This is a genomic window from Neorhizobium sp. 2083 (assembly GCF_031455615.1).
Lineage (GTDB): Bacteria > Pseudomonadota > Alphaproteobacteria > Rhizobiales > Rhizobiaceae > Neorhizobium.
Window position 1 is genome coordinate 23,314 of the sequence record NZ_JAVDTC010000008.1, and the last position, 12,809, is coordinate 36,122.

The following is a 12,809-nucleotide window of genomic DNA, read 5'->3' on the forward strand; positions in this document are numbered from 1 at the left end:
CTTTTATCCTCCGCTAAGGTCAAGAAAATATTTCGTCTATTCAGGCTGATCATTCCTCTCGGAAGGCATGGCCGATTTGATCGGACAGCGGCTTGACCAGGTAGGAAAGCGCGGTTCGCTCTCCGGTCGCGATGAAAGCCTCGGCAGGCATTCCTGGAAGAAGTTTCAGATCGCCAAGCTTGTGCAGCTCTTCAGGTGGCACGGACAGGCGCAGCAGATAATAGGACAGTCCGGATCTTTGATCCGTCGTGACGTCAGCGGCAACACGCGTGACATGTGCGTTCAGCTCAGGCGTTGTGCGCAGATTGAATGCCGACATGCGCAATACGGCTTTCTGCCCAAGATGAATCTGATCGATTTCCCTTGGCAGAACCTGTACGTCGAGCGCCAGATCCTCGTCCTTGGGAACGATCATCATGATGGGATCGGCCGGCGTCACGACGCCACCTATGGTGTGGACGGACAGCTGATGTACGACACCCGACTGGGGTGCGACGATGTCGAGCCGTTTGAGGTCGTCCTCTGCCGCGACCTTGCGCTCCATATACTCGCCTAGTTGCGCCTGCACCTCGCGCAGTTCACGCCCCACCTCGGTCTTGAGATCCTGGTCGATCTGCAGAATTTGCAGCGTCGTTTCGGAAATGCGACCGGCGGCCTGGGCCTGAAACGCAATCTTCTCACCACGCTCACCGCCGAATGCGGCCACCTGCGTTTTCAATCCGTTCAACCGTTGATCCGAGACAACGCCCTGCTTTCGCAGAGACGACAAAGCGGCAATCTCTTCGCCCAGGACGTCGATGCCCTGCTGAAAGGCGTCCTCCTGCGCTTTCAGACCTTTGATCTCGTACCCGAACTGAGCGATGCGCTCGCGAAGCTGCGCCTTGCGCCCGTCCCGCGATTCCTTCCGGAACTCGAACAACCGCCTTTCGCTACGCAGGGCGTAGGCAACGTCGGTTTGCTCCGCACGCGCCGCCAGCCATTCCGGCAAGGCGATTTCGTCAAGATCGTCACGCTCCGCCTCCAATCTTGCCAGCCGGGCGGAGAGCTCGTCGATACGACGCGTAACGATGGCGAGATTGGCCTTGGTCTGAGTGGCGTCGAGCCGCATCACAATATCGCCTGCCTTTACTTCATCGCCTTCTCGGACAAGAATTTCCCCGACAACGCCCCCCGTCGGGTGCTGCACCTTCTTGACATAGGAATTGACAACGAAATGGCCCGTCGCCACCACGGCGCCGGCAAGGTTCGTCACCGCCGCCCACGCACCAGCGCCGCCGACCAGGACCACGCTCGCCAGCAATCCTGCCAGGAGATGTAACCGAACCGAGCGAGACACACCGCCGTCATCATCAATTTGTGGCATCTGGTTCTTCCGAGCGGGTTTCGTTTGGCGCGGCCGCATCCGGGCTGCCCGTCTGCTTCTGATTGGCTACGACGCGCAGCGGCACGACACCCTGCCCCGTCAGCGAAAAGCCTTGAGGCATCACGGACCTCGCAGGCTCCGCCTTCAAAACCCGCGCCAGGATATCGTCGCGGGGACCGAACGCCTTCATCTGTCCGCCATCCATCATCAGAACCAGATCGCAGGCGGCGATGGCGCTCGGGCGGTGCGCGACGATCACGGCGATGCCTTTGCGATCGCGCACCGAAGCGATTGCCTTGACCACTGCAATTTCGCCTTCCGTGTCGAGGTTTGCATTCGGTTCGTCGAGGACGACCAGGAAAGGGTCGCGGTAAAGCGCCCGCGCCAGGCCGATCCTCTGCCGCTGGCCGGCAGAAAGCGCCGATCCACCCTCGCCGATCGGCGTCTCGTATCCCCGGTCAAAGCGAAGGATGAGCTCATGGGCGCCAGCCGTACGCGCTGCGTTCACAATGGCATCGGGATCCGCGCCATCCTCGAAGCGGGCAATATTCTGGGCGATCGTCCCGTCGAACAGCTCGACGCCCTGCGGCAAGTAGCCGACATGATGCCCGAGCGCTTCGCAGTCCCACTGGTCGAGACTGGCGCCGTCGATCCTTACCTTTCCCACCGCAGGTGACCAAGCGCCCACTAGAATACGCGAAAGACTGGATTTGCCCGATCCGGACGGACCGATGATGCCGAGCGCGCTTCCAGCGCCGACTGCAAACTGCACACCCACGACGGAGGCCCGTTTTTCTCCCGGCGGCACGATTGTGGCATTCTCGACCCGCAGCTCGCGCGTCGGCTTCGGTAGCAACATGACCGGCTTGTCGGCGGGCATCTTGTCCAGAAGCGCATTGAGACGACCAAAACTTTGTCGCGCCATCAGGAACGGCTTCCAACTCGAGATCGCCAAATCGACCGGTGCGAGCGCACGCCCCATCATGATGGAACTTGCTATCATCACACCTGCGCTAACCTCCTGGCGGATCACCAGCCACGCCCCTACCCCCAACATTGCAGATTGGATGACCAAACGCATGGACCGTGAAATGCCCCCGAGAACCGCGGCCACATCTCCTGCCCGACGATTGACTTGGAGATAGGCGGAATTCGTAGCCTGCCACCGTAATGCCATTCGCGGGCCGAGGCCCATTGCCTGGATGACCTCGGCATTGCGCCGCGCGGCCTCCATCTGGGCGTTGCGGCTCATATTGTGCAGGACGCTCTCACGCGCCGGTCCTTGTGAGAGCGCGTTGGTCACCAGCGTCAGGGCTATGAGGATCAATGAGCCCAGGAGGGCAGTCGTACCGATCCAGCCGTGGAACATAAAGCAGATGCCGAGATAGAGCGGCATCCAGGGTAAATCGAAGAACGCCGTTGGTCCCTGGCTGGAAAGAAACCCGCGCGTATTGTCGAGATCACGCAGCGGCTGCAGTCCGTCTCCGGGCATGCGCGTCAGAAGCGGGAGCCGCACGACTGCATTGTGGACGCGAAGAGCAAGCTGCCGGTCAAGCAATTCACCGATGCGCAGCAGCACCTTCGCCCGGGTGACGTCCAGCAGGCACTGAATAGCGAACAGGCCCGCAGCCAGGACGGCGAGCCCTATCAAGGTCGGCACGCTGCCACTCGACAGCACGCGGTCGTAAACCTGCAGCATGAACAGCGGTGAGGTCAGCGCCAACACGTTTACAACGCCGCTGATCACAGCTATCCCGATGACCGCCAGTCTGGAAGCCGGGACGACCGTCGCAGCTTTGAGCTGCGACGGCGCCTGTTGGAAAAATCCGAACAATTTTCGTATCCGTGGGTTCAAGCGACGAATTCGAAATTGCCGGCGACCAGATTGGTCTTGGTCACGTTGGCAAGCGTGATGTCGCCCAGCGAACCGAGGTCGATCACCGTGTCCGCACCGACCTGCGTGGCCGCTGCATAGACTTCCGCAAAGGTGTCGAATGCGGTGCTCTGAAGCGCAAAGCGCAGGAGATCGCCTGTTGCGCCGGCGGTGAAGCCGGTGACCGTGTCATGCCCGATCGTCGTGGACAGCGCCCCGTCGATGTCGCGGTCGAACACGAAGCTGTCACGGCCGGCGCCGCCGTTCAACGTGTCGTTGCCATCGAAGCTATAAAGTGTGTCTGCTCCGATCGTGCCGTTTTGCACCGTCCCTACCTCTCCGAAATAGTCGTAGAGGCCCGGCTGGGCATTGCCGCTCGACGCCGTGACACCGGTGAAGCTGCCGCCGTGCGACAGCGAATAGATCGCACCGTTGAAGGTCGCATTCGGGGCGTCGCCGATCTGTACGGTCAGACCGGCGGTCGCAAGGCTGAAGCCGGTAGCGGCCGAACCGTTGAGGTCCGTGCCGAACTGGAGATTGTTCACCGTGCCGGTAAACCCGCCCGGAGGAACATAGGCGAAGTTGCCGTTCAGGATGACGCCGGTATTGGTCGTGCCGGCGGTGTTTCCAGCAGCCCATTGAGTGGCGGCAGCGAAATTGGGGCTGAAGTCACCGTTGCCGTTATACCCGAAATTGTTCTGCCAGCTGGTGAAATACCCGACCAAATCACGGTTGGCCGATGTCAGATTGATAGTTGCAACCATTTTCATCTCCTTGGTTTTAGTATTGTCCGCCACATGGCGAACCTCGGTTCCGCAACAATCACGCGCGGATGTCTTGTCTGCGCCGGCTCAGAACTTCATTTTCAACGAAGCGGTGTAGGTCCGGCCGGGCGCGGGATAGGATGAAATGCCGAGCGAAGGGACGTACCGCTCGTCAGTCAGGTTCGCGACGCCGAAACGCAGCTTGGCTTGTGGGGTGACGTCGAACGAGCCATAAAGGTCGTAGGTCGTATATGCCGGGTTCATGTAGTTCCCGAGCTGGCCAAAACCGGCTTCCGTTTCGCTGACATGATTCACGCGAACGCCAAGCACAAGGCGCTCTTCGAACAGGCGTGTGCCGAAATCTAACGTGAACTTCTCTTTCGGAGGACGATAAAGAACAGTTGGATCGGGAGTCGTATCGATCCCGCTTCCACCAGACTGCTCTATCGGCGTGTAAGTGTCGGCCCAGTCTGTCTCGGTATGAGTGTAGGAACCACCGATATAGGCATAACCAACATCATAGCTTGCTTCAATCTCGATACCCCGCATCTTGGTGATGCCATCGAGATTGACTGAGGTCAGATAAGACTGATCACGGCCTATTGGCTCGTACCAGTTGTAGCCGAGACTGATGTAGTCTTTGATATTGCGGCGGAAATAGACGGCCTTCATGCGAAAGCTGTCATCCGGGGTTAATACACCGTTCTGCGAAACATTGACACCGAACTCCCACGTCTCCCCCCTTTCCGGCCGGATGTCCGGATTGGGTGCGTTTTCGAATGGCAGATTGGGATGTCCACCGGAAAGAAGCGCTTCAAAAACTGCAGGCGGACGATAGCTTCGCGAATAGCTGACAAACGGCTGCAGCCATTCGAACGGCTTGACCGCGACCGTGGCAGACGGAAGCCAGGCGCCGCCAGATTGGTCCACATCAACCGCAAGGCTATCGTAAACAGTTTGCGTGCCGCCTGGATTCTGCCACTGATCGCAGGTCGGAGTATAGAAATCGAACCCCGGCCCCGGATTTGGTGCCGATCCATCGAGGATGATCGAACCATCCGCATTGGCCCAGACTCCGTTCGGATCCGGCGTTCCGTTACCATCGATGTCCTGCCATTGCAGGCAGTTATTCGGCGGTGTCGTGACCCGGCGCTCATTCAGGACGACCGTCGATCCCCACAGACGATAATGGTCGTAACGCAGGCCGCCGGTCAGGGTCAGCCAGTTGTCATGCTGCAGCGTGGCGCTGGCGAAGCCGCTCATCATCCAGCGCTTTCCGGGGGGATTTGCGCCTCGCAGCCCCCAGGCCGGATCGAAAGCCGCCGCTACCGGGCTGGGGCCCGATGTATCGCCCGTATCCTGATAACCTTCGACGCCATAATGGAGCGAGAGATCGCCGACGGACAGCGAAAAGCGGCTCGTGTTCTCGATGCTTCCGCCGAAGCTCTTCATCCCGTAGGAATAGTTGTCGGTTTGGGGGTTGCCGTAGTCCCGCTTTTCGTCGTTGCCGGTGTCGTTGTACCAGACACGCAATTTCGCATCGACCAGTTCCGATTCCGGGTCGTAGACAAAGGTGCCGGTCAATGTATCGTTGACGTAATCCTGCTCGTTGGGGAGCGTCGCGTAGCCCCCGCTCGCCCCGGTCGAATCGAAATGCATCCAGGTGCCGACAAAGTTCAGATCGTCGGTGACATCCCATTCCGCCTTCAAAAGCGTGTTGACGACCTCGCGGCGCGAGAAGAGGACGCTGTCGTTTCGCACCGTCAGGTCCGGTGGCGCCAGTGCCCCACGAGTGCCGATCTTGTAGTCGCCTATGTTGCGGACGGCGATGCCGCCGAGCAGCGAGAAATCCTCGGACAAGCGAATGGCGCCGATTGCGGAGCCGACAAAATTGTAGGCATTCGTTCCCGTACCCCCTTCGATCTCACCGCCCATGTCCTTGCCCGTCTCGAGGATGTCGTCCACGCTGACGGACCGGAAGTCCACGAGGCCGCCAAGCGATCCGGCGCCGCCGACGCCCCTCACCGCTCCCTTCTCCACCTCGATCGCGCGGATGAAGGCCGTATCGACGAAAGTCTGCTGATAACCGCCGTGACCCGACCGCTGGAAATTCTGCCGCGCGCCATCGATGCTCGTCGTCACGCGGCCCATGTCTTGCAGGCCGCGGACATTGACCGAGATGCCGGGTTTCTGGCCTTCCGCGCGATTGGTGATGAGGCCCGGGACGGAATCCAGCGTATCGGCGGCGCTGCGTGCCGCGGGATTGCTCTCGATTGCCTCCCGCGACACGACGCTGACGCTTGCCGGCTCTTCATAGACCCAGTCGGGCGTGCCTTGATAACCCGGTCCCGTATTGGCGTTGCGACCCGTTTTGAGGATGATCGGCCGTAGCGTCGTCTCATCGGCGGCATCCTGGTCGCCACTTGAACCGAGGATGGCTTCACCTGCCTGGCCAAAACGATAGGTGACGCCCGTCCCCTTCAGCATGATCCGCAGCGCCTCCTCAGCCGGATAGCTGCCACGGACGGCATTGGTCATGGTATCCGATCCCACGCCGGCAGGGAGACTTACCTGAAGGCCCGATTGCCGGTTGAACGCGCCGATCGCGCTCAACACGCGAAGCGCCGGGATATCGAAAGTCCTCACTTCGCGCGCAGGCCCAGCGCCTTGCAAAACCTGGCCGTCCTGGCCGTAAACGCCGCCGATGCCGGCAACGTGGGCGATGACGAGAGCCGTCGTCGCCCACAATCCTCTGACGATGCGCCGCCGACGCATCGAACTCAACACATACCGAGTCATCCTGCCCCTGTATCCCTCACTTCAGGCCGCTCATTGGGGGCCTAAAATCTAGACAAACAGACTCAAGATTTTTTCCGGAATTTTGTGCGAAAATGAAAAGTTTGTTGGCGACCCGATCTTCAGTATCGGGTCACGACGCGTCCGACATCAGCAAGGCTGTAGACATTTCCCCCAAAAGGGCTGACCAGAGCCGCCAGCGCCTTGTCCGGATCGGACAGATCATAAATGCCGGTCACGCGCGTATCAGACAGCAAGCGATCGGGTATCGTTATCCAGGCGGAATGGTAACGCTGTATTTCATCAATTACCGCGCCGATGCTGGAATTGACGACGAACAGCCGACCATTTCGCCAAGCGCCGATATCTTCCGGCGCTACCTTTTCAAGGCTTGTTTCTCCGGATCGCCGATCAACGGTCAGCCGGTCTCCCGGCGACAGCACTTCACCTTTCACCCCGCCGTTCTGGGGCAGGGAGACACGAACGAGCCCGCGCGCAAGAACGACCTCGGTTGTGTCCTTGCCCAATCCGACATCGAACTCTGTTCCGACGACTTCGACCTTTACGTTCTGCGCATCAACGACGAACGGACGGGCGACATCGTGGACGACATTGAAAAAGGCTTCTCCAACCAGCAGCGTTATCTCGCGCCGGCCTTGGGTGAAATGTGTCTTGATGGCGCTTTTTGCACCGAGCTGCACAACGCTTCCATCCTCCAGCACCACAGCGCGGGTTTCAGCGACGGATGTCCGGTAGTCTGCCTGCCACTGAACGATAAGGCCGGGCATGACAATCCATGCGGCGAGACTGAGCATGGCGAGCAAACCACCGCCTGCCGCAATTCTTGCGCCTGATCCCGCCCAGCTCAGGCGGCGTCGGACGGCTCTTGCCGGCGCCTTCGCCGGGGCCGAAGGTTCGCGAGGAGATGTCAGGCGGTCGTAGTGTGGAAGAGTAGCCGGGAGCATCTGCCACAGCGATTGGACTTCGTCCCATGCCTGCCGATGCTGAGCCGATTGCGCCAGCCAGCTTTCAAACGAGTCGCTACGACAGTGAGGTATCTCGTCACGCAAGAGCCAGGCGGTCGCTTCTTCTCGTATAGCGTCAGGCATGTCGCCCGAAGAATTGGATTGTGTCATGCGCCTTCTGCCCTAAACGTGATGGGTATTCGCCGATACAAATAGCTAGACAAACGGAGCGGAAATTTTTTCCGTATCATTTCCGGTCTCCACTCAGTCTTTTGGCCAGGTCGGCGATAGCGGAGGACAGAATGCGATGCACGCTCGTCACGGACATGTCGAGACGGGTGGCGATTTCCTGCAAAGTATATCCGTCGAACCGGTGCATTTCGATAATGACACGGGTCTGGTCCGGGTAACTTTCCAACGCAGCGGCAAGCAGCCTGACCTGATCGTTGATGACGGCCTGTTGTTCTGGAGACGGCATCTTCAGCGGCTGGATCCATTCCGGCGCATGAACGGTTGCCTGTTCGATTTCATATCGCTGCCGTCTTCGCCGATTGATCGCAAGGTTGCGAACCATCGTGTGGAGATAGGCGATCGGCGATTTTACGCCCTTCAGGCTGTCAGGCAGGAGCTTGGCAAATGCTTCCTGCACGATCTCTTCGGCTTCTTCCCGAGACCCGACAAATGGAACTGCGTAGGAAACCAGGGTGGCGCGGTATTTGGAATACAAGCCATCCCTGTTATCGCCCTCAACATCCATATCCGACCACCAGTCCCTATCATGCCGATAGGTCCTATACGCTAGATTGTGCCGCCGCACTGAAAAAGATGAGTAAAATTATCAAATTATTTTGTCGATTTTTCAATCCGGAGCCTTGGCTGGAATGTCTGCGAATGTTTCCTCCCCCAAGATAGGACGCACATATTGATCGATGCCGGCTCTCCAAGAAAATGCTGAACGGCGCGTTTTTCCTGCCGCCACGGCGCTTGACAGATTTTTCGATTAACCCATAGTAGAAATTGGTCAGACAATCTGACCGCTTGCGGATCAGGGAGAGATCTGCTCGGAGGAGTTCGATGTTCGTGGCTTTGGAGCCGCGCCGGCTTTATCGCCAGGTCGCGGAGCAGATTCGTGCGCTGATCGATACGGGGGAGCTGAAGCCGGGATCGAGGCTTCCGCCTGAACGGGAGTTGGCCGAGCGATTTTCCGTATCGCGGCCAACAGTCCGCGAGGCTCTGATCGTGCTCGAGGTCGAAGGCCGGATCCAGATCCGGATGGGATCCGGCGTCTACATCAGCAGCGGCCCGCGCCAGCCCGGCAGCGTCCTGGCGAACGACGACAGGGGCGGTCCCCTCGAGATCCTTCAGGCGCGATGCCTGATCGAAAGCGGCATCGCGGAAGAGGCTGCTCGTCTCGTGACACCCGAGAGCATTGCCCGGATCGATCTGCTGCTGGAGCGCATGGAGCGGTCGCTGGACGACGCCTCTGCGGCGCTCGCCTGCGACCGCGATTTTCATACCACGATCGCCGACATTATCGGCAATTCCGCGCTGAAGCACTTCACCGGCCTGATCTACGATACGCGGATGTCGCCATACTTCACGAAACTCGCCAGCTACTTCGAAGGTCCGCACACATGGAAGCTGGCGCTTGAGGAGCACCGCGTCATTCGTGACGCCATTGCCGCGGGAGACCCTGCCGCGGCCCGCGAGGCCATGCGTCGTCACCTGACGCTGGCGCAGAAGAGATTCTCTGAAAGCTTCGGGGAGGAGCCGACAAGAGAAGACTGACCCTCCGCCATGGATTGCGGGGGGCCGGACCATACAGTTCCGTTTCACTGGGAGGAAAGAATGAGACATCGACTGAAGACATTGCTTGGTGCCGCCGCCGTCATCATTGCCTCGACGCTTTCGGCGCATGCCGAAACCGTGCTGAAATGGGCTCATGTCTACGAGACATCCGAGCCGTTCCACACGGACTCCGTCTGGGCCGCCGGCGAGATCGCCAAGCGGACCAATGGACGCTACAAGATCGAAGTCTATCCGGCTTCGCAGCTCGGAAAGGAAGCCGACATCAACCAGGGCCTCAAGCTCGGCACCGTGGATATCATCATCTCCGGGTCCAGCTTCGCGGCGCGCGATTACAAGCCGATCGGCGTCACCTACTATCCCTACATCTTCCGCGATGCGAGCCACCTGATCGCCTATACCAAGAGCGACATCTTCAAGCGTCTTGCCAAGGGCTATGAAGACAAGACCGGGAACCATATCGCCGCCGTAACCTATTACGGAACGCGCCACACCACATCCAACAAGCCGATTTCCAAGTGCGCCGACCTTCAGGGCGTGAAGATGCGCGTGCCGGATGTTCCAGCCTACCTCGCCATGCCGCGGGCCTGCGGCGCCAATACAACGCCGATCGCCTTTGCCGAAGTTTACCTCGCCCTGCAGAATGGCACGGTCGACGCACAGGAAAATCCGCTGACCACGATCGAGGCGAAGAAGTTTTATGAGGTGCAGAAGAATATCGTCCTGACCGGCCATATCGTCGACCACCTCAACACGCTGTTTTCAAAGAAACTGTGGAACAGTCTGTCGGACGAGGACAAGAAGATCTTCTCCGACGTCGCGCAGGAAGCCAGCGTGCGTTCGTCGAAAGCGATCGACGCCCGGGAAAAGGAACTGGTCGACGAGTTCAAGAAGAAGGGCTTGACCGTGACGGAAGTCGACAAGGCAGACTTCCTGAAGAACGTCGTCGAGAAGGTCAAGCTCGAAGAGTTCGGCTATGAAAAGGCCGACTGGGAAGCAATCCGCGCAATCAAGTAAGCCCATGGCGCGGTCTGCGGGACCGCGCCTGTTCGACAATTCCTTCCATTGCGCATGGGACCTGCCGTATTGGCGGGTCACCAGCCGGGCCCGCCGCACCTTTCCGAAGGCTGCGGCGGTTCGCCCGGCCGGCGAACGTTTTCCCGGCGCAGTGAGGTTCATATCCGGACAGGATGCTATCGATGTCAGCGTCGCAGGAAATTCATACCCAGGTTACGCCTGAAGAACTTGCCCATACATTTGACGAGGCGCCAGCCGAGGCCAATCTCAGCACCTATGCGTTCGAGGACTGGCTCACCCTGGCCCTTTTCTGGCTGATGACGGGTTGCGTCTTCCTACAGTTCTTCACGCGCTATGTCCTCAACAACAGCTATGCGTGGACAGAGGAAATCGCCGTCAACTGCCTGATCGGCGTGGTGTTTCTGGGTGCAGTGATGTGCGTGCGCACATCACGCCATATCCAGGTGGATGTCCTCTATCATTATCTGCCCGCCCGCGTGACCCGCGTGATGGCGACGGCAGTGGATCTCATCCGCATCGGCTTCTTTCTCTACGGATCATGGCTTATGTGGCGTTACATGGAGATCGTGGCGGACGAGGAGATGGTGACGGTGCAACTGCCGCGCAACATCGTCTTTTATTCCGTGCTTGCCGCCTTCGTGCTGATGCTGCTGCGCTCGATCCAGGTCTTCATCGCCAACATGCGCCGGGGTTATTCCGTTCTGGAACGACCGGAAGCGTTCCAGAGCGTGGAGGATTGACGCCATGCTGCTGCTCATAGGCTCGTTTCTTGTCCTGATGCTGATCGGACTTCCGGTCGCCGTCTCCATGGCCGTGTCATCGGTCCTGTACATTGTCATCTATGACGTCGCGCCCGATATCATTGCCGCGCAGCGGCTGATTGCCGGCGTCGAAAGCTTTCCGCTGCTGGCGGTTCCGTTCTTCATCCTCGCCGGCAACCTGATGAATATCGCCGGCGTCACCGGCCGCATCTACGGCTTCGCCGTGGCCCTTGTCGGCTGGATGAAGGGTGGCCTCGCGCAGGTCAACATCATCGGTTCGGTGGTATTTTCCGGCATGTCGGGCACGGCACTGGCAGATGCAGCGGGCATCGGCACCATCGAGATCAAGGCCATGCGCGATCACGGCTATCCGGTGGAAGCGGCCGTCGGCGTTACCGCGGCTTCTGCTACGCTCGGGCCGATCTTTCCGCCATCGCTGCCGTTCGTCATCTACGGCATGATGGCGAATGTCTCGATCGGCGCCCTGTTCATGGCCGGCATCGTGCCAGGCGTCGTCATGACTGTGCTGATGATGGTCACCGTCGCGGTCTTTGCCTATGTCAAACGCTGGGGTTCGGATGCCCCATTCAGCTTCAGGGGCCTGATGGGCGCGTCATCGGAGATCCTCGTCGTCATGATGGTCCCGGCCACCATCTGGGTTCTGCTGACGCTCGGCCTATCGCTCAACTTTGCCATTTTCATTGCACTGGCCGTGCTGCTGATATGCGACTGGTATTTCAACTTTTCCGCGGTGATGGCGCTAATGACCCCGGTCATCCTGATCGGCGGCATGACCATGGGCTGGTTTACGCCGACGGAAGCAGCCGTCGCGGCCGTTCTCTGGTCGCTGTTTCTCGGCATGGTGCGCTACCGGACCATGACATTCAGAACCATCGCAAAGGCGACCTTCGACACGATTGAAACGACGGCATCCGTCCTGTTCATTGTGGCCGCAGCCTCCGTGTTTGCCTGGCTTTTGACGGTCAGCCAGACGGCGCAGCTTCTGTCGGATGCGATCCTCTCCATCACCAGCAACAAATGGCTCTTCCTCATCCTGGTGAACCTGCTGATGCTGTTCGTAGGCTGCTTCCTCGATACGATTGCGGCAATCACCATCCTCGTCCCGATCCTGCTGCCGCTAGTCAAGCAGTTCGGTATCGATCCGGTGCATTTCGGGTTGATAATGACGCTGAACCTGATGATCGGCCTCCTGCATCCGCCGCTCGGCATGGTGCTCTTCGTTCTGTCGCGTGTCGCGCGACTGTCCGTCGAGCGCACGACGATGGCGATCATTCCCTGGCTGGTGCCCCTCATCATCGCGTTGCTGCTGATCACGTTCATCCCGACCATCACCCTCTGGCTGCCGACGGAAATGGGACTGATCCGCTGAACCCCTGTCCCGTACGGCTTTCTGAAGCGTACGGGACACGATCTCTTCGATAG

At 59.4% G+C, this 12,809-nt stretch carries 10 protein-coding genes; 4 read left to right on the forward strand and 6 right to left on the reverse strand.

The genetic code is table 11. The features are described from left to right. Positions 1 to 49: 49 nt before the first annotated feature. From J2X76_RS25845 to J2X76_RS25870, 6 genes are all read right to left on the reverse strand, one after another. Entirely contained in the window at positions 50 to 1,363 is a 1,314-nt protein-coding gene (locus J2X76_RS25845; protein WP_310220399.1) for an HlyD family type I secretion periplasmic adaptor subunit, read from the reverse strand. Continuing rightward, on the reverse strand, positions 1,350 to 3,197 hold the full coding sequence (locus J2X76_RS25850) for a type I secretion system permease/ATPase (protein WP_310220400.1): 1,848 nt from the start codon (positions 3,195 to 3,197) through the stop codon (positions 1,350 to 1,352). The genes J2X76_RS25845 and J2X76_RS25850 overlap by 14 nt, the downstream gene beginning before the upstream one ends. Positions 3,198 to 3,214: 17 nt before the next feature. Then, complete coding sequence (locus J2X76_RS25855) at positions 3,215 to 4,000, reverse strand: hemolysin (protein ID WP_310220401.1); 786 nt, start codon at positions 3,998 to 4,000, stop codon at positions 3,215 to 3,217. Between the two features lie 87 nt (positions 4,001 to 4,087). Continuing rightward, entirely contained in the window at positions 4,088 to 6,538 is a 2,451-nt protein-coding gene (locus tag J2X76_RS25860; RefSeq protein WP_310220403.1) for a TonB-dependent hemoglobin/transferrin/lactoferrin family receptor, read from the reverse strand. 380 nt (positions 6,539 to 6,918) lie between these two features. Continuing rightward, positions 6,919 to 7,932 (reverse strand): FecR family protein, encoded by a 1,014-nt coding sequence (locus tag J2X76_RS25865; protein ID WP_310220404.1) that lies wholly within the window; start codon positions 7,930 to 7,932, stop codon positions 6,919 to 6,921. Positions 7,933 to 8,008: 76 nt separating this feature from the next. Continuing rightward, positions 8,009 to 8,518 (reverse strand): RNA polymerase sigma factor, encoded by a 510-nt coding sequence (locus tag J2X76_RS25870; RefSeq protein ID WP_113283465.1) that lies wholly within the window; start codon positions 8,516 to 8,518, stop codon positions 8,009 to 8,011. A 317-nt stretch (positions 8,519 to 8,835) separates the two neighbouring features. Between J2X76_RS25870 and J2X76_RS25875 the strand changes: the two genes are divergently transcribed. From J2X76_RS25875 to J2X76_RS25890, 4 genes are all read left to right on the forward strand, one after another. Continuing rightward, positions 8,836 to 9,549, forward strand: coding sequence for a FadR/GntR family transcriptional regulator (locus J2X76_RS25875; protein WP_310220405.1), 714 nt, complete (start codon positions 8,836 to 8,838; stop codon positions 9,547 to 9,549). A gap of 60 nt (positions 9,550 to 9,609) precedes the next feature. Continuing rightward, complete coding sequence (locus J2X76_RS25880; RefSeq protein WP_113127501.1) at positions 9,610 to 10,584, forward strand: sialic acid TRAP transporter substrate-binding protein SiaP; 975 nt, start codon at positions 9,610 to 9,612, stop codon at positions 10,582 to 10,584. A gap of 182 nt (positions 10,585 to 10,766) precedes the next feature. Further along, positions 10,767 to 11,345 (forward strand): TRAP transporter small permease, encoded by a 579-nt coding sequence (locus tag J2X76_RS25885; RefSeq protein ID WP_310220406.1) that lies wholly within the window; start codon positions 10,767 to 10,769, stop codon positions 11,343 to 11,345. Between the two features lie 4 nt (positions 11,346 to 11,349). Continuing rightward, the gene (locus J2X76_RS25890; RefSeq protein ID WP_310220407.1) at positions 11,350 to 12,756 is read left to right on the forward strand and encodes a TRAP transporter large permease; all 1,407 of its coding nucleotides are present in this window, start codon (positions 11,350 to 11,352) and stop codon (positions 12,754 to 12,756) included. The last annotated feature ends 53 nt before the right edge of the window (positions 12,757 to 12,809 follow it).